The sequence below is a fragment of the Amycolatopsis sp. NBC_00348 genome, from assembly GCF_036114655.1.
In the GTDB taxonomy this organism is placed as follows: Bacteria; Actinomycetota; Actinomycetes; order Mycobacteriales; family Pseudonocardiaceae; genus Amycolatopsis.
On record NZ_CP107994.1, the window covers coordinates 10,593,334 to 10,610,600 of the forward strand.

At 71.3% G+C, this 17,267-nt stretch carries 16 protein-coding genes; 6 read left to right on the forward strand and 10 right to left on the reverse strand.

Annotation, left to right across the window (positions count from 1 at the left end):
- Positions 1–22: 22 nt before the first annotated feature.
- Complete coding sequence (gene map / locus OHS58_RS48035) at positions 23–880, forward strand: type I methionyl aminopeptidase (protein ID WP_247062477.1); 858 nt, start codon at positions 23–25, stop codon at positions 878–880.
- Positions 881–936: 56 nt separating this feature from the next.
- On the opposite strand, the gene OHS58_RS48040 is transcribed toward map, so the two are convergent.
- The 5 genes from OHS58_RS48040 to OHS58_RS48060 all read right to left on the reverse strand — a co-directional run bounded on the left by OHS58_RS48040 (position 937) and on the right by OHS58_RS48060 (position 4,907).
- Positions 937–1,740: an ABC transporter permease gene (locus OHS58_RS48040; RefSeq protein WP_247062480.1), complete on the reverse strand. Its 804-nt coding sequence runs from the start codon at positions 1,738–1,740 to the stop codon at positions 937–939.
- Positions 1,740–2,705 carry an ATP-binding cassette domain-containing protein gene (locus OHS58_RS48045; RefSeq protein ID WP_328646684.1) on the reverse strand — a complete coding sequence of 322 codons (966 nt, stop codon included), beginning with the start codon at positions 2,703–2,705 and terminating at the stop codon, positions 1,740–1,742. The genes OHS58_RS48040 and OHS58_RS48045 overlap by 1 nt, the downstream gene beginning before the upstream one ends.
- Positions 2,706–2,733: 28 nt before the next feature.
- A complete protein-coding gene (locus OHS58_RS48050; protein ID WP_247062484.1) occupies positions 2,734–3,576 on the reverse strand; it encodes a DUF4097 family beta strand repeat-containing protein in 843 nt (280 codons plus the stop codon).
- A 67-nt stretch (positions 3,577–3,643) separates the two neighbouring features.
- A complete protein-coding gene (locus OHS58_RS48055; protein WP_326947230.1) occupies positions 3,644–4,132 on the reverse strand; it encodes a hypothetical protein in 489 nt (162 codons plus the stop codon).
- 91 nt (positions 4,133–4,223) lie between these two features.
- Entirely contained in the window at positions 4,224–4,907 is a 684-nt protein-coding gene (locus tag OHS58_RS48060; RefSeq protein WP_328646685.1) for a FadR/GntR family transcriptional regulator, read from the reverse strand.
- Positions 4,908–4,956: 49 nt separating this feature from the next.
- Here OHS58_RS48060 and OHS58_RS48065 point away from each other — a divergent pair, with 49 nt between their 5' ends.
- The 3 genes from OHS58_RS48065 to OHS58_RS48075 all read left to right on the forward strand — a co-directional run bounded on the left by OHS58_RS48065 (position 4,957) and on the right by OHS58_RS48075 (position 9,053).
- Positions 4,957–6,186: a CynX/NimT family MFS transporter gene (locus OHS58_RS48065; protein ID WP_328646686.1), complete on the forward strand. Its 1,230-nt coding sequence runs from the start codon at positions 4,957–4,959 to the stop codon at positions 6,184–6,186.
- A 51-nt stretch (positions 6,187–6,237) separates the two neighbouring features.
- Entirely contained in the window at positions 6,238–7,146 is a 909-nt protein-coding gene (locus OHS58_RS48070) for an XRE family transcriptional regulator (RefSeq protein WP_328646687.1), read from the forward strand.
- An 83-nt stretch (positions 7,147–7,229) separates the two neighbouring features.
- The gene (locus OHS58_RS48075) at positions 7,230–9,053 is read left to right on the forward strand and encodes a proprotein convertase P-domain-containing protein (protein ID WP_328646688.1); all 1,824 of its coding nucleotides are present in this window, start codon (positions 7,230–7,232) and stop codon (positions 9,051–9,053) included.
- 45 nt (positions 9,054–9,098) lie between these two features.
- Here OHS58_RS48075 and OHS58_RS48080 read toward each other — a convergent pair whose 3' ends face one another.
- Positions 9,099–10,493 (reverse strand): mycothione reductase, encoded by a 1,395-nt coding sequence (locus OHS58_RS48080; RefSeq protein WP_328646689.1) that lies wholly within the window; start codon positions 10,491–10,493, stop codon positions 9,099–9,101.
- A gap of 95 nt (positions 10,494–10,588) precedes the next feature.
- Positions 10,589–11,461, reverse strand: a complete 873-nt coding sequence (locus OHS58_RS48085; protein ID WP_328646690.1) for a M15 family metallopeptidase — start codon at positions 11,459–11,461, stop codon at positions 10,589–10,591.
- Positions 11,462–11,629: 168 nt separating this feature from the next.
- Between OHS58_RS48085 and OHS58_RS48090 the strand changes: the two genes are divergently transcribed.
- Both OHS58_RS48090 and OHS58_RS48095 read left to right on the forward strand, forming a co-directional pair.
- Positions 11,630–12,445, forward strand: a complete 816-nt coding sequence (locus OHS58_RS48090; RefSeq protein WP_328646691.1) for a S1 family peptidase — start codon at positions 11,630–11,632, stop codon at positions 12,443–12,445.
- A gap of 17 nt (positions 12,446–12,462) precedes the next feature.
- On the forward strand, positions 12,463–12,894 hold the full coding sequence (locus OHS58_RS48095) for a GNAT family N-acetyltransferase (RefSeq protein WP_328646692.1): 432 nt from the start codon (positions 12,463–12,465) through the stop codon (positions 12,892–12,894).
- 196 nt (positions 12,895–13,090) lie between these two features.
- On the opposite strand, the gene OHS58_RS48100 is transcribed toward OHS58_RS48095, so the two are convergent.
- The 3 genes from OHS58_RS48100 to OHS58_RS48110 all read right to left on the reverse strand — a co-directional run bounded on the left by OHS58_RS48100 (position 13,091) and on the right by OHS58_RS48110 (position 17,152).
- The gene (locus OHS58_RS48100) at positions 13,091–14,266 is read right to left on the reverse strand and encodes an 8-amino-7-oxononanoate synthase (RefSeq protein WP_326947239.1); all 1,176 of its coding nucleotides are present in this window, start codon (positions 14,264–14,266) and stop codon (positions 13,091–13,093) included.
- Between the two features lie 102 nt (positions 14,267–14,368).
- Complete coding sequence (locus OHS58_RS48105) at positions 14,369–15,979, reverse strand: DEAD/DEAH box helicase (protein WP_328646693.1); 1,611 nt, start codon at positions 15,977–15,979, stop codon at positions 14,369–14,371.
- Positions 15,980–16,306: 327 nt separating this feature from the next.
- Positions 16,307–17,152 carry a serine protein kinase RIO gene (locus OHS58_RS48110; protein WP_328649982.1) on the reverse strand — a complete coding sequence of 282 codons (846 nt, stop codon included), beginning with the start codon at positions 17,150–17,152 and terminating at the stop codon, positions 16,307–16,309.
- Between the last annotated feature and the right edge of the window lie 115 nt (positions 17,153–17,267).

Below are 17,267 nucleotides of genomic sequence, written 5' to 3' on the forward strand. Positions count from 1 at the left end.
GCGGCCGTCGTAAGGTGGAGGCATGTCCGTTCGTGCCCCCCTGGTTCCCGGCGTCCAGACGCCGCGCCGTGACGTCCCCGCTTCCATCGCCCGTCCCGAATATGTGGACAAGCCGGCACCGAAGCGGGACACCGGCAACGGCGTGCGCACGCCCGAGGTGATCGAGGCGATGCGGATCGCGAGCCGGATCGCGGCGCAGGCGCTGGAGGAGGGCGGCAAGGCCGTCAAGCCGGGCGCGACCACCGACGACATCGACAAGGTGGTCCACGAGTACCTGCTCGACCACCACGCCTACCCCTCGACGCTGGGCTACCGCGGCTTCCCGAAGTCGTGCTGCACCTCGCTCAACGAGGTCATCTGCCACGGCATCCCGGACTCGACGGTGCTCGAGGACGGCGACATCTGCAACATCGACGTCACCGCGTTCATCGGCGGCGTGCACGGCGACACGAACGCGACGTTCCTGGCGGGTGACGTCTCCGAGGAGGTCCGCCTGCTGGTGGAGCGCACCCGCGAGGCGACGCTGCGCTCGATCAAGGCCGTCCGCCCGGGCCGCAGGCTCAACGTGATCGGCCGCGTCATCGAGGCCTACGCCAAGCGCTTCGGCTACGGCGTGGTCCGCGACTTCACCGGCCACGGCGTCGGCCCGTCGTTCCACACCGCGCCGACCGTGCTGCACTACGAGGAGCCCACGGTGGAGACGGTGATCGAGGAGGGCATGACCTTCACGATCGAGCCGATGATCACCCTCGGCACCATCGACTACGACATCTGGGCCGACGACTGGACCGTCACCACGAAGGACCGGAAGTGGACGGCCCAGTTCGAGCACACCCTCGTGGTGACGGCCGACGGCGCCGAGATCCTGACCCTGCCGTAGCCCTCGTGAGTGTTTAGGGCGGTTAGAACCGCCCTAAACACTCACGAGCCAACCGCTCAGTGGCTCGTCGCCTTCTGGTAGCAGCGCACCGAAAGCGGCACGAAGACCGCCAGCAGCACCACGATCCACAGCACCGACGCCAGCACCGCGTGCTGCATCGGCCAGACGTCGTGCGGGGGCAGGGCCGGGCTCGTGTTGCCGAACAGGTCCCGCGACGCCTGCGTGATCGCCGAGATCGGGTTCCAGTCGGCGATCACCCGCAGCGGGGTGGGCAGCCGGCCGCTGTCGACGAACGTGTTGGCCAGGAACGTCAGCGGGAAGATCGCGATGCTCGAGACGTTGTTGAACACCTCGGGTTTGCGCACGGCCAGCCCGATCGTCCCCATCACCCACGACAGCGCGTAGGCGAAGGCGAGCAGCAGGAGCACGCCGCCCAGCGCCTCGAAGACGCCGGTGTGGATGCGCCAGCCGACCAGCAGCCCGACCAGACCCATGATGAGCAGGCTCGTCACGTTGAGGATCAGGTCGGCGGTGGTCCGCCCGATCAGCACCGCGGCGGGGGACATCGGCAGCGAGCGGAACCGGTCGATGATGCCCTTCTGCAGGTCGTCGGTCAGGCCGTAGCCGGTGACGATGCTGCCCATGGCCACCGCGAGCGTGAAGATCCCCGGCAGCATGAACTCGCGGTAGGACAGGCCGGGGATGTCGATCACGCTGCCGAACACGTAGCCGAAGAGCAGCACGAACATCACCGGCAGGAACACGATGGACCCGAGCAGGTCCAGCGACCGGACGATCTTGATCGAGTTCCGCTTGGCGACGGTGACGCCGTCGGTCACGGCCAGTTGCACCGCGTTCATCACACGGCCTCCTTCACGGGTTCGGCGGGTTCGGTCACGTCATGACCGGTGAGGGACAGGAAAACGTCGTCGAGGGTGGGACGCCGGAGGCCGACGTCGCGGACGTCGACGCCGTCGGCGGAGAGCAGGGCCAGCGCTTCGGTAAGCGCTTTCGCGCCGTGGGTCACGGGCACGGTGAGCCGGAACCCGTCGGCTTGCGGCTCGCCGCCGCCCAGCCCGGCCAGCGTCGCCCGCGCGCGGGCGACGTCGTCGTGGGTGCCGACGGTCAGCTCGATCCGCTCGCCACCGACGAGGTCCTTGAGCTCGTCGGAGGTGCCGCGGGCGATCACGCGGCCGTGGTCGACGACGGCGATGCTGTCGGCGAGCCGGTCGGCCTCCTCGAGGTACTGCGTGGTGAGCAGCAGCGTCGTGCCGCCCGAGACCAGCTCGGTGATGACGTCCCACAGGTCCGTGCGGGCCCGCGGGTCGAGCCCGGTCGTGGGCTCGTCGAGGAACAGCACCGGCGGGTTGGCCACCAGCGCGCCGGCCAGGTCGAGCCGGCGCCGCATGCCACCCGAGTAGCCCTTCACCGGGCGGTCGGCGGCGGCTTCGAGGTCGAACCGGGCCAGCAGCTCCCGGCCGCGGGCCTTCGCGCGCTTGGTGCCGAGGTGGTAGAGCCGCCCGACCATCTCGAGGTTCTCGGCCCCGGTCAGCTCCAGGTCGACGGCGGCGTACTGCCCGGACGCGCCGATGTGCGACCGCAGCGCGTGCGCGTCCCGCACGACGTCGAACCCGGCGACGGTCGCGTGGCCGGCGTCCGGCTTCTGCAGCGTCGTGAGGATCTGGACGGTGGTGGTCTTCCCGGCGCCGTTCGGCCCCAGCACCCCGAGCACGGTGCCTTCCGGCACCCGCAGCGACATGCCGTCGAGCGCGGTCACACCGCCGTACTTCTTGACGAGTCCTTCGGCCACGATGGCGTCTGGCATCGGATTCCCCTTCTGTGTCAACAAAAGTTCAGGCGCGCCGGATGACGATGTCGCCGGTGTAGCTGCGGGCCTTGATCTGGACCGTCTCGGCGGTCCCGCTGGGCCCGTCGGACGCGGCGAGCGAGTTGCGCACGGCCCCGGTCAGGGAGCTGAGCTCGAGCCACGCGGCGCTGCCCTCGCGGATGCCGACCTCGATCTCGCCGACCGCGGTGTCGAGCACGACGGCGTCGCGGATGACCTCGCCGATCCGGACGTCGCCGGCGGCCGTCTTCGCGTGCACCCCGGCGTGGGCGAGGTCGACGAGGATGTCGCCGTTGGCCGTGGAGACCCGCAGGTCGCCGGTGACCTCGCCGACGCGGGTCTCGCCGTTGGAGTTCTTCAGCTCGGCGGTGCCGTCGATCTCGCGGATCCGCAGCTCGCCGGTGCCGGTGCCGAGCTCGGCGTGCCCGGTGGCGCGGCCGACGAAGATGTCGCCGGTCGCCGTGTTCGCCTCGATCCGTGAGGCCTCGTCGACGTGGATGTTGCCCACGGACGTTTTGACGCGGCTGTCGCCGACGCGGCCGGACACGTGGTAATCGCCCATGGCGGAGACCGCCCGGACCCGGGAGCCGGCCGGCAGCTCGACCGTGACGTGCAGCGCGCCGCCCTTGCCGAACAGCTTGGTGGTGTACTTCGGGCCCTTGACCAGCAGCACGCCGTCGGTGAACTCGACGCGGGTGCGGCCGGCGGCCTTGATGTCGTCGTTGTCGGACGGGTCGGCCGGCTCGACCTCGACGGTGGTCTCGGTGCGCTCGCCGGCGACGATCCGGACGTCGGCGACGCTGACGTCGATCGTGGCGGTGATCGGTTCGGGGGTGGCGAAAACAGGCATGGCTGTGCCCTCCTGGGCGGTTCGGGTGGCGTCTCCGCAGGTCGGAGCCGTGAAGGAAGAAGAAGGGTTACTGAACCCAGCCGGTGTACTTGTCGCCGTAGACCGACCGCTGCCGGGGCTGGGCGCTCCCGGAACCGAGTGCGGCGTTCGCGGCCCGGACCAGCCAGGCGTTGGTGGAGAGCCGGTCCCGGTTCGCCGCCTCCTCGACGCGCTGCTTGAGCTGCTCGGGCAGGCGCAGGTTGATCCGGGAGACGGTGCCGTCGTCCGGCTCGGACGGCGGCGGCGGGGTCTGCTGGGGCGCCGGCTCGGGTGCGGTGGGCAGCGAGACGGCGAATTCGGCGTCCCGGCGGCGAAGGCGGACTTCGACCGAGCCGGGCGCGAGGTCGCGGGTGATCTCGTCGGCCGCGGCCGACAGGGCGTCGAGCAGGGTCAGCCGGATCGCCGACTCGAGCGGCGCGGTGAGCCGCTCGGCGAGGGCGACGGCTTCCTCGCCCGCCGACTCGGCGGCGACCGCGAGCTCCCGCCGGAGTTCGTCTACGAAGGGCGTCAGGTCCATGGCACAACTATGGCGCCATCGTGGCACCACGACAACCCTGAATTGGCACCCTTAGGGGTCAGAAGTGGTGCCAAATGAGCAAAAGCCCAGCTCAGGCCGGTTCGATGCGCTCCAGTAGCTCGTCCAGGAAGCCGCAGGCTTCGGCGGCAGCACGGTCCGCGTCGCGCTCGGCGATGGCGTCCGCGAGGCCTTCGTGGCCGATCTCAGGCATGTGTCCGGCGCCCGGCGTGATGGTGGACGTCGCCGCGACGCTCGCCGTGATGACCTCGGTCAGCCCGCGGTACAGCTCGGTGAGCAGCCGGTTGTGGCCGCTGCGGACGACGGTGCAGTGGAATTCGGCGTCGGTGCGCACGAAGTCCGGCCAGCGACCTTCGTTCAGCTCGACCTCGCGGCGGGCCAGCAGCGCGCGCAGCTCCGCGACGTCTTCGTCGGTCCGCTCGGCTGCGGCGAGCCGGGCGCCTTCGACCTCGAGCGTGCGCCGGACCTGCAGCACCTCGCGCAGCTCGTCGCCGCAGAGCCGGCGGATCGCGCCGGAGACCTCGCTGGTCGCGCGCACGTAGGTGCCGTCGCCCTGGCGGACCTCGAAGATGCCGGTGTGCGCGAGGGCGCGCACGGCCTCGCGGATGGTGTTGCGGCCGACGCCGAGCTGGTCGCCCAGCTCGACCTCGGTGGGGATGCGCTCGCCGATCGGCCATTCGCCCTGCGTGACGGCGGTCCGCAGCTGCTCGATGACCTGGTCGACCAAGCCTGTCCGCCGGGTGGTGGCCAGAGGCACAGGAATTATCCCTTCATCCAATCATCCTACGTATGCGATAGTAGCTCGTATGCCCGTCGAATCCCGTGAATCAGCACTCGAACCCGAGCTGGACGGCGCGATCGAGACGCGCACGCCCGGCGTGGTCGCCGGCGGCGCGCTGCTCGCGGTCGCCGTGGTGCTCACGGCGCTCAACCTGCGTCCGGCCATCACCGGAGTCGGCCCGATGCTCGCCGAAATGCGCGCCGGCCTGGGCGCGTCCGTGCTCTGGGCGGGTGTGCTGACGACGTTGCCGACCCTCTGCTTCGCCGGCGCCGGGCTCGCCGCGCCGCTGCTGGCCCGTCGCGCCGGGATCGGCGCCGCCATCGCGGTCGCGCTGACCGCGATCGCCGCCGGGCTCGTGCTGCGCGTGCTCGACGGCCCGTACGTCGTGCTCGGCGGGACGCTCGTCGCGACCGCCGGGATCGCCCTGATCAACGTGCTCATCCCGGTCGTCATCAAGGGCTCCTTCCCGGCTCGGATCGGCCTGATGACCGGCGTCTACACCGCCGCTCTGCAGGGCGGCGGCGCGCTCGGGTCGGCCGTGACCCCGCAGCTGGGCGACGCCTTCGGCGGCTGGCGCCCGGCGCTGGGCAGCTGGGCGGTGGTGGCCGTCGTCGCGCTCGCCGCGTGGATTCTCGCAGCCCGCGGCACCGGCCGGGCACCGCGTCACGCCGACGCCGCCGAGGGCGGCCGCTCGCTGCTGCGCAACCGGCTGGCCTGGATCGTCACAGCCTTCTTCGGCCTCCAAGCCTTCTACGCCTACGCGGCGATGGGCTGGTTCCCGCAGGTGCTGATGGACGCCGGTGTCTCGCGCGACCACGCGGGCCTGTTGTTCGGCCTGGTTTCGCTGATCGCCGTGCCGATCAGCCTGGTCGTGGCGCCGATGGCGGCCCGGCAGCGCGGCCAGGGCGGGTGGATCGTGACGTTCGGTGTGTTCGGCCTGGCCGGGACGGCCGGGCTGATGCTCGCCCCGGCGTGGTCGCCGCTGCTGTGGAGCGTGCTGATCGGCCTCGGGATGAGCGTCTTCTCACTGGCCCTGACGGTGATCGCGCTGCGTGCGAAGACCGGCGGCGACACCGCCCGGCTGTCCGGGATGGCCCAGGGCTTCGGCTACCTGTTCGCCGCGCTCGGCCCGTTCCTCTTCGGCTTGCTGCACGACCTCGCGGGCGGCTGGACCGCGCCGCTGGCGATGCTGCTGGGCCTGCTCGTGGTGCAGATGGGCTTCGGCGCTCTCGCGGGACGCCACCGGTTCGTCTGATTCTTAACAGTTAATACCGTTCTCGGCCGTTCGGCGGCTTAAGATCGTTCGATGGCGGTTCCGTCGCCGGCCCTCGGGACGTTGCTGCGCACCGGCCCGTTCGACGCGGCCCTGCGCGCGGCGATCCGCGCCCGCGGCCTGAGTCTCGACCGCCTGCGCGAACACCTGCACGCCCGCGGCGTCTCGGTCACGACGGCGACGTTGAGCTACTGGCAGTCCGGCCGCAGCCGCCCGCAGCGGCGGGACTCGGTGCGCGGGGTGCGGCAGCTCGAAGTCGTCCTCGACGTGCCGCCGGGGTCGCTCGTCGCGCTGCTCGGCTCGCCGCGGTCACGCCGGTCCACAGCCGCCGAGATGGGCCGGTTCTGGCCGGACGGCGGGCGCATCGACGCCGCGGTGTCCGATGTGGACACCCGCTGGGACGAGCGGCTGACCCGGATCAGCCAGCACGACGTCGTGACGGTCGGCCCGGATCGCGAGGAGCTGGAGTTCCATTCGCGGCAGGTGCTGCGCGCCGAGGCGGACGGCCCGGACCGCTGGGTGGTCATCCTGCACCTCGACGAGCACGACCGGCCGCTGCCGGAGGTGCGTTCCCTGCGCGGCTGCCAGGCCGGGCGCAGCGTGCACAAGCCGGAGGACGGCCTGCTCGTCGTCGAACTGCTCTTCGGCCGGCCGCTCGTCCGCGGCGAAACGGTGATCACCGAGCACACGCTCGTGAATCGCGCGCCGCATCCACTGGCGACGAACTACGAACGCAAGTTCCGGCTGCCGGTCCGCGAATACGTGCTCGAAATCCGCTTCGACCCGGCGGCGGTACCCGCGGTGTGCCGGCGGATCGTGGAACACGACGGCCAGCCGGCCGAATACACCGACGTCGTCCCGGAATCCGGTGCGGTGCACGGGGTCGCGCTGAACTTCGGCCCCGGCCGTTACGGTTTCGATTGGGAATGGGACGCCAGTTAACTGTTAAGGCCCTGCGGATCTTCAATTCGGTGTTCTCCGGGATCTACCGTCGGCGAACCGAATCCCGATCCGAGGAGAACCTCATGCGCAGACTGGTTTCCGTCGCGGGTGTCGCCGCGCTCGCCGCATTGGGACTGGGCTTCCAGCCCGCTCAAGCCGCGCCACCGGCACCGCCGGCCCATCCGCAGGCCGAGGTCGACGGCGTCGCGGCCGCGTTCGGCCTGTCCGCGGACCAGGCCCGGACCCGCCTCGCCGCCCAGGACGACGCCCACCGCCTGGCCGCGGCGCTGCCGGCCGCCGTCCGGCAGCAGTCGGCGGGGGAGTGGTTCGACGCGGCCGCCGGGAAGCTGACCGTCGCCGTCACGACGCCGGCCGCCGCGGACCAGGTCCGCGCCACCGGGGCCGCGGCGCAGGTCGTGGCCCGCAGCCAGGCCGAGCTGGACCGCACCGACGCGGCCGTCCGCGCGCTGGTCGGCAAGGGCGTGCCCGGCGTCTACGGCTGGGGTGTCGACGTCCGGAACAACGAGGTCGGCGTCTCCGTCGACCGCAGGAAGAAGACGGCCGCGACGGAGAGTTTCCTTTCCGGCGTCAGGGAAATCGGCGTCCGGATCACCGAGACGACGACGTCGCCGAAGCAGCAGTCGGGCACGATCCAGACCGGCAACCCGTGGTGGCCGGGCAGCGAATCGAACTGCTCGGTCGGCTTCCCCGTCACGGATTCCAGTGGTGCCAAGCACTTCCTGACCGCCGGGCACTGCACGAACGACAGCAACCAGGCCGCCTACGGCGCTTCGGGCCAGCAGAACAAGGTCGGTACGTCGAACGTCGGCGGCACGCACAGCGTCAACGGCCAGGAAGGCGACATGGGCCTCGTCGCGGTGACGGAGGCGGGCTGGAACCTCTCGGCGTCGGTCAACACCTGGGGCCAGCCGGCGGTCACGCTCTCCGGCGCGGCCGAGGCCATGGTCGGCGACAGCGTCTGCCACTCCGGCAACACTTCGCACTGGCAGTGCGGCGAAGTGAAGTACACGCACAAGTCCGCCGACTACGGCAACGGCCTCATCATCGGCGACCTGACCTGGACGACGGCGTGTTCGCTCGGCGGCGACTCCGGCGGCGGCTGGCTGCTCGGCAGCAAGGCCACCGGCCTGCACGACGGCGGCCCGTCGCAGTGCGTCCAGAACCCGAGTGACGGCGACATGTCGCTGTTCCAGCCGGTGATCGAGGCGCTGAACAAGTGGCAGCTCTCGCTGGTCACCAGCGGCGGCACCGGCGACACGACGGCGCCGAGCGCGCCGGGCAACCCGCGGTCCACCGGCACGACGTCAAGCAGCGTCTCGCTCGCCTGGGACGCGTCGACGGACAACACCGGCGTCACCGGCTACGACGTCTACAACGGCTCCACGCTCGCCACGAGCGTCGCGGGGACCAGCGCCACGGTCTCCGGGCTCAACCCGGACACGGCGTACTCCTTCACGGTCAAGGCGAAGGACGCCGCCGGGAACGCGTCCGCGGCCAGCGCGGCCGTCAGCGCGCGGACCCAAGCGGGTGGCGGCGGCTCCCGCACGCTGACCAACGACACCGACTACGCGATCCGTGACTACCAGCAGGTGCTCAGCCCGATCAGCTCGACGCTGACCGGCAGCGCGGCCGCCTCGATCGGCGTCTCGCTGACCATCCGCCACACGTGCGCCGAAGACCTCGGCATCACGCTGCTGGACCCGAAGGGCAAGGCGTACGCGCTCAAGTACAGCGGCGGCAGCACCTGCACGCCGTGGAGCGGCGCCCGGACGTTCACCGTCCCGGCGACGGCGTCGTCCCCGGCGGCCGGCAAGTGGCAGCTGCGCGTGACCGACTACGGCCCCGGCGACACCGGGACCCTCGACACCTGGTCGATCACGCTCTAGGGGCTCCCGCGGGCCGGGCGGTCACCCCGCCCGGCCCGTGGTGACTCAGTCCAGGGGCAGGTTGAGCAGGGCGTTCTCGATCAGCTCCGGCATGGCCGGGTGGATCCAGTACTGCCCACGCGCCATCGCGTGCGCGTCCAGGCCGAAGCTCATGGCCTGGATCAGCGGCTGGATGACGCTCGACGCCTGCGGCCCGATGATGTGCGCGCCGAGCAGCTGCCCGGTGGCGGGGTCGGCGAGCAGCTTCGCGAAGCCGGTGGTGTCCTCCATCGCCCAGCCGTAGGCGATCCCGGCGTAGTCCTGCTTCGAGACCACGTAGGACACACCCTGCTCGCGCGCCTTCTGCTCGGTGAGCCCGACCGACGCGATCTGCGGGTGGGTGAACACGGCGTGCGGCACGAACCGGTGGTCGGCCTCGATCCGCTCGTCCGGGTGCAGCAGGTTGTGCTGCACCACCCGGGCTTCGTGGTTCGCGACGTGCTTCAGCTCGTGCGGCGAGGAGAGGTCGCCGAGCGCGTAGATGCCCTCGACGGCGGTCTCCTGGTAGTCGTCGACCACGACGTGCCCACTGTCCACTGTGGTCACGCCGGTGGCGGCGACGTCGAGCAGGTCGGAGTTCGGCTTGCGGCCGGTCGCGACGAGCAGCAGGTCGGCCTCGACGGTCTCGGCGCCCTGCGGCCCTTCGAGGTCCAGCGCGACGCCGTCGGCCGTCTTGCGCGCCCGCACGGTCTTGCGCTCCAGTCGGACGTCGAAGCGTTCCGACGCCAGCTCGGTGAAGCGGGCGCTGACGTCCTCGTCCTCCGAGCGCAGCAGCCGCGCGGACCGGTTGACCAGCGTGACCCGCACGCCGAACGACGCGAAGACGTGCGCGAACTCGGCCGCGATGTACCCGCCGCCGAGGATGACGATGCGCTCGGGCAGCTCGTCGAGCCGCATCACCGTGTCGGAGGTGTAGTAGCCGGTGTCCTCGATGCCGGGGATGTCCGGGATCACCGGACGGCCACCCGCCGCGAGCACGAACCGGTCGGCGGTCAGCACCTCGTCCGGACGCCCGTCGGGGAACGTGACGCGCAGTTCCTTGGTCCCGGTGAAGCGCCCGGTGCCCTCGTAGACGTCGACGTTCTTGTTGTCCTCGTGGCTGCGGCGGTACTCCGCGCCGCCGGCGGCGATCGGGTCGATGCGGCCGAAGACGCGGTCGCGGATGTCGCGCCAACGCACGCCCTTGAGCTCTTCGTCGACGCCGTACTTCGCGCTCTCGGCGGGCGTGTAGGCGACGTCGGCGGCGTAGACGAACATCTTCGTCGGGATGCAGCCGACGTTCAGGCAGGTCCCGCCGAAGGTGCCCTTCTCCACGATGGCCGTCTTCTTGCCGGCGAAACCGGGGCCGAGGATCGAGTTCCCCGATCCCGTCCCGACGATCACCAGGTCGTAGTGGGGCACTTCATCCTCCGCGGGCTCGTTCCGGTCGGTTCACCCTAGCCAACCTGCCGCGTGGAGCAGGTGTTCCCGCGTGTGCTTAACGTCGTATTACGTACTCAGTGCCCATTGGCCGTGAAGTGCATCCGGTCCTTCGGGCTGGTCCACGCCCCGCCCCAGCTCCAGCCGATCGCCGCGAATGCGCGGACCGTGGCGTCGCCGGCCAGGACCATGCCGGGGCGTTTCCGCGAGCGGTCGACGTATGCCGAAGCCAGCTCGGGCAGCACCAGATCGCCCTGGGTGTAGGGGTTGCAGAACGGGTTGACGTCCACCGCCAGCCCATAGGCGTGCGCTGACCAGGTCGTCTGGCCGCGCGCCGGGCGGCAGACGAACGCGCTGGTCGAGTTGCCGTCGCCGGTGGGCGCCAGGGTCAGCTCGGCCGGGCTGGTCACGCGCATTTCCTCGAGGGGGAAGTGCGCGGCGAAGAGCTTCCCGAAGGCCTTCGTGATCCCGGCGGCGCCGGACGCGTTCACCAGCATCTCGCCGGTGTGCGCGCGGCCGTCGAACCCCCAGAACGCCATCGTGAGGTAGCGCAGGTCGGTGGCCTTGACCGGGCAGGCGGCCTGCCAGGTGCTGCGTGCGAGGACGGCGGCGGGCACGACGCTGATCGTCGAGGCGTAGGCGTTCCCGGCCGGCGGGGGAAGAACGTCTTTTGTCGGAAGTGCCCGATTCACCAGTTCGGGTGGCGTCGGTTCGATCTCGCCGAAGCCGTCGGAACGCAGGGGGAGCGGGTGGGCACCCACCTGCCAGGTGACAACGGGCGCGCTCGACGTCTTCGGCGGCGCCGGTTTCACCGGGGAGGGGGGTTTGGACACGGTCGTCGTGACCGGCGTCGCGGCGACCGGCTGGGGCGCCGAGGGGACCTCCGACGTGCAGGCGGCCAGCGTGACGGCCATGACCGTCCCGAGCGCCGCCGTCGCTGTCCGTCGCATTCCGCAAGCTTGACATAAACGGTCGGTGAGCGCGGAGTCCACCCGTTTCAGTGACACCGCTTCGGGCTCACTCCGATTAGGGTATTCAGGGCCACCTGTTCACGCTGTGGAGTCGCGTGAGTGCCGTGCGCAGTGCCTTTGCCTGGTGTTCGAAGAGGGGAACGACCCATGTCCGTGAAGTCCCGCCGATCCCTGCTGCTCGTGAGCGGCGCGCTCCTCGCGGTCGCGGCGGTCGCCGTCCCGGTCGTGGTGAACACGGCTTCGGCGGACCCGGCGTCCGCCGACCAGCCCCGGATCGTCGGCGGCAACAAGGCTTCGCTCGACGACCACCCGTACGCGGTGTACCTCGCCGACCCGGGCGGGAACCAGTACTGCGGCGCGGTGATCGTCAGCTCCACGGCGGTCGCGACGGCGGCGCACTGCGCGAAAGCCGTGGCGAAGCAGGACGTCCGCGTGGTGGCCGGGCGCGAGGACAAGCGCACCGGTGACGGCCAGGTGCTGAGCGTGTCGAAGATCTGGATCAGCAAGGGGTACAGCGACCCGACGGCGGGCAACGACGTCGCGGTGCTGACCGTGCGCGGCCAGCTCGGCTACCGGCCCGCGAAGCTGCCCGACAGCGGCGATTCGGCGTCCTACCGCGAAGGCACGCAGGCGACGGTGCTCGGCTGGGGCCGCGTCGCCGACGGCGGCGACCGGTCCGATTACCTGCGCAGCGCCCAGGTCCCGGTGATCGGCGACAAGGACTGCAACTCCGACTACGACGTCTACGACCCGAAGACCATGGTGTGCGCGGGTTACGCCGACGGCGGCGTCGACGCGTGCCAGGGCGACTCCGGCGGCCCGCTGGTCGTCGGCGACACCCTGATCGGCCTGGTGTCCTTCGGCGACGGTTGCGGCAAGGCCGGCAAGCCGGGCGTCTACACGCGGGTTTCGGCGTACGTCAACGACATCCAGCAACAGGCCAACCCGCGCCTGCTCGGCTGAGCGTGGTAAGCAGGGGTATGCCGACCCTGCACGACGCGACCGGCCCGGAGCTGACCGCTGCCCAGCTGCACGACATCCTGCGCCTGCGGGTGGACGTCTTCGTGGTGGAGCAGAAGGCCGCGTACCCGGAACTGGACGGCCGCGACCTGCTGCCGGACACCCGCCACCTCTGGTTCTCGGACGACAACGGGGTTGCGTCCTACCTGCGAGTCCTGCTGGACCCAGGCGGCATCCGCCGCATCGGCCGGGTGGTCACAGCGGCCCAGTCCCGAGGTCAGGGCCTGGCAGCCAGCCTGATGGACGCGGCGCTGACGATCCCCGCGGAGTACGTCCTGGACGCCCAGACGTACGTCCAGGGTTTCTACGCGCGCTACGGCTTCGCCGCAGAAGGCCCCGAGTACACGGACGACGACGGAATCCCCCACATCCGCATGCGCCGCCCCGCCTAACGGCGAGTCCCGCCCCCAATCACGCGAGTCCCGTCCCGAATCACGCGAGTGTCGTCTTCGCAATCACGCGAGTCGACCCTTCAATCACGCGTGATGCCTCTCCAATCACGCGTGATGCCCGCTGGAGCACGCGAACCGACCCTCCAGGTACGCGAGCCGACCGTCCGGGTACGCGAACCGACCGCTGCGGTACGGCTCAGTCGGTCGCACCGCGCGGCGCGGTCGCCGTGATCACCTTCACGGCACGGTCCACATCGGACTCCGTGAGGTCGGCGCGCACCGTCAGCCGCAGCCGTGAGATGCCGTCCGGTACCGACGGCGGCCGGAAGCACCCGACGCGGATGCCCTGCTCGGCGCACGCCGCGGCCCACGCGACGGCCGTCTCCGCGGACGGCGCCTGCACCGAGATCACGGCGGCGTCCGGCACGCTCGCCTTCAGCCCTGCCGCCTTCAGCTGCATCGCGAGGTTCCCGGCGTTCTCCTGGACCTTCTCCGCCAGCCCCGGCTCTTCCTTCAGCGCGTGCAACGCGGCGAGCGCGGCGGCGGCGCTGGCCGGCGCGAGCGCGGTGTCGAAGATGAAACTGCGCGCGGTGTCGATGAGGTGCTTGATCACGCGACGCGGCCCGAGCACGGCCCCGCCTTGCGCGCCGAGGGCCTTCGAGAGCGTCAACGTCGTGACGACGTCGGGGGCGCCCGCGAGCCCGGCGGCATGGACCGCGCCGCGCCCGCCTTCACCCAGGACGCCGAAGCCGTGCGCGTCGTCGACCAGCAGGCCGGCGCTGTGTTCGCGGCAGATCCCGGCCAGCTCGTCGAGCGGGGCGAGGTCGCCGTCCACCGAGAACACCGAGTCGGTCACCACCAGCGCCCGCGGCTTGCGCCGGGTCGCCAGCGCGTTCTTGATCGCGGACGGCGACGCGTGCGCGACGGCGGCGATGTCCGCCCGCGACAGCCGGCAGCCTTCGATGAGCGACGCGTGGATGTACTTGTCGGTGACGATCGCGGCTTCGCTGCCGGACAACGCCGTCACCGCGCCGAGGTTGGCCGTGAAGCCCGACGAGAACACGAGCGCGGCCTGCACGCCGCAGAACCGGGCGAGCTCCATCTCCAGCTCGGTGTGCAGCTCGGTCGAGCCGGTCACCAGCCGTGAGCCGGTCGAGCCCGCGCCCCACCGCAGCGCGGCGGCCGCGGCGGCCCCGGCGACACGCTTGTCGTGGGCCAGCCCGAGGTAGTCGTTGCCGGCGAGATCCAGCTCGTCGGTCTTGGCGGGGCGTGGCCGCAACTGCCGCACCAGACCCGCGCCCGCACGCTTTTCCGCCTCGACGTCGAGCCAGTCGAAAACCTGGTCGGGCGGAAGTGTCGGCGGCGTAGTCACATCCCGCAGTCTCCCACCCGGGCCTCGCGCGGCCGTGAAGCGGGCCTGGAAACGCCGGAAGCCCCGGACCGGCGAGTGCCGGCCCGGGGCTTCCGGGAGAAATCAGCTGTCGTAGCCGCGACGCGGGCCACGGCTCGGCCGGCCGTAGCCGCCACCGCCGCCCGAACGCGGCTGACGGCCGCGGCCGCTGAAGCCGCCGGAACGGCCTTCGTGCGAGCCCTGGTTGTAGCCGCCACGGTCGCCACCGCGGTCACGGTCTCCGGCGTAGCCGCCACCGCTGCCGGCGTGGCTGCTGCTGCTGCCGCCGCCACTGCCGCCGCGGTAACCGCCACGGCTCGAACCGCCGAAGCTGCCGCGGTCGCCGCGGAAGCCACCGCCGCCGCCACCGCGACGCGGGCTCTCACGCCGACGCTCGATGACCGGCTCGCCGCTGGGCTCGCGGGCACCGGTGATGCGGGTCAGCGCGTCGTCACCCGGACGGACCATCGTGGACTCGGCGCGGACGCCGGCCCGGTCGGTCATCCGCTTGACCATGCGGCGCTGGTCGTTGGTGACCACCGTGACGACGACCCCGGACGCCCCGGCGCGCGCCGTGCGGCCCGCGCGGTGGAGGTAGTCCTTGTGGTCGGCCGCCGGGTCGACGTGCAGCACCAGCGAGATGTCGTCGACGTGGATGCCGCGCGCGGCGACGTCCGTGGCGACCAGCACCGGGGTGTGGCCTTCCTTGAAGTCCGCGAGCACCCGGTTGCGCTGACCCTGGGTCTTGCCACCGTGCAGCGCCGCCGCGTTGACACCCTGCTCACGCAGGCGCTCGGCGAGGCGGTCCACGTGGTGCTTGGTGCGCACGAACATGATCGTGCGGCCCTCACGGGCACCGATGTGGGTGATGACGTCCTGCTTGTCCTGGTGCGAGACCTGCAGCACGTGGTGGTCCATGGTGGTGACGCTCGCGGTCGACGGCGCGACCGAGTGCGTGACCGGGTCGCTCAGGTACTGCCGCACGAGGCGGTTGACGTCACCGTCGAGCGTCGCCGAGAACAGCAGCCGCTGCCCGCCCGGCGGGGTGAGGTCCATGATCTCGCGGACCTGCGGCATGAAGCCCATGTCGGCCATCTGGTCGGCTTCGTCGAGGGCGATGAAGTTGCAGTCGCCCAGGTGCGCGGTGCCCTGCCGGACGTGGTCCGACAGCCGCCCCGGGGTGGCGATCAGCAGGTCGACGCCACGGGCGAGCGCGTCGGCCTGGCGGGCGAAGGCCATGCCGCCGACGGCGGTGCGGCACCACAGGCCGAGGGACTTGGCCAGCGGGGTCAGCGAGTCGGCCACCTGCATGGCCAGCTCGCGGGTCGGCACCAGGATCAGCGCGCGGGGGCGCTTCGGGCGGGCCTTGCCGTCGGCGAGCCGGGCCAGCATGGCCAGGCCGAAGGCGAGGGTCTTGCCGGAACCGGTCTGGGCGCGGCCCAGCACGTCGCGGCCGGCCAGGGCGTCCGGGATGGTCGCGGACTGGATCGGGAACGGGCTGTTGATGCCGGCCTCGGCCAGCGCGCGGAGCAGCGGCTCCGGCAGGCCCAGCTCGGCGAAAGTCCTGGTCTCCACGGTCTCGACTGCGTCATCACGCAGCGTGTCCCCACCGGCGGGGCGCTGACGCGGCCGGCGGTCGGGACGGTCCGCGTGCGCGGACGTCGAGGTGGTACCAGAGTTGAACGTGACTGTCACAAATGCCTCTCGGACATGGTTCGTCACAAGGAGGCCCGGGCTCCCCGCGCGCAGGCAGGGCAAGATGGTGTGCGGTGGGCGTTCACAGGGACGGACCCCGGCGCACTGTGTCTTGTCGCTTTACGACACTGCGAGCCGCTTTGGGATTACGGATCACCGCGAGCCATTCGGTGGCTCTGGAGGCGACGGACACCAACTCATCCACGCCGCCGGTTGCGGTCTGTGCTTACTGTACCCGAGGTGGGGTCGGGACTACTCGTTGAGGTCACCTGTTGTGGGCGGCGTCGCAGACGTGTTCCACACCACATCTGCGACGCCGCCCCGCGATCACCCGATCCCGGCGTCGGACACGAGTTCCGCCAGCAGCTCATCGGGCCTGGTGACGTGCTCGCCGAGGCCCCGTGAGTGGAACCAGCCGGCCAGGTTGCGCACGTCACGCGCCAGGAAGTCGACCCCGCCCGGGTTGGCGACGACGTCGACGACCTGGGGCAGGTCGATCACCACCAGCCGCCCCTGGTGCACGAGCAGGTTGTACGCCGAGAGGTCACCGTGTGCGAGCCCCTCGGACGCGAGCAGCTCCAGTGCCGCGGTGGCCTGGAACCACAGGTCCTTCAGATCGTCGGGCTCCGGCCGGACCTGGGCCAGCCGGGGAGCCGCGGTCCCGTCGTCCTCGCCCAGGAACTCGAGCAGCAGTTCGGTGCCGTTGCGCTGGACGGGATACGGCACCGGCGCCCCGATCGTCCACAAGCGACCCAGCGCGGCGAACTCCGCGACGGCCCACTGTTCGGCGATCAGGTTGCGGCCGAACGCGGTGCGCTGGGCCATGGCCCGGGTCTCGCGGGAGCGGCGCATCCGCCGCCCTTCGAGGTAGCCCGCGTCACGGTGGAACAGCTTGTGCTCGTCACTGCGGTACCGCTTCGCGGCGAGCAGCCCGCCGGGAGTGCCGGGCAGCCCGCGCCGCAGCAGGTGGACATCGGCCTCCTTACCGGTCTTGAGGACGCCGAGGTCGGTGTCGACCGCGGCGAGCTCGGTGACGACCCAGTCCGGCCGGGGCAGCGGGCCGTGCTCGGCGTCGTCCCAGGTCGACCAGCGATCGGCGCCGTCGGGCAGCTGGTTTTCGGTGTAGGCGTCGTCCCGCAGTTTCGCGAGCCGGACACGTTCGCCTTCGGTCAGCCGCCCGCGCCGGGTGGGTTCGGGTTCGTCGTCGAACCGAGCACGCCGGGAGACCCGCTGGTCCGTTTCGTCCCCGACCCGCGCTCGGCGGCGCGAGGGTTGTGGGTCGTCCTCG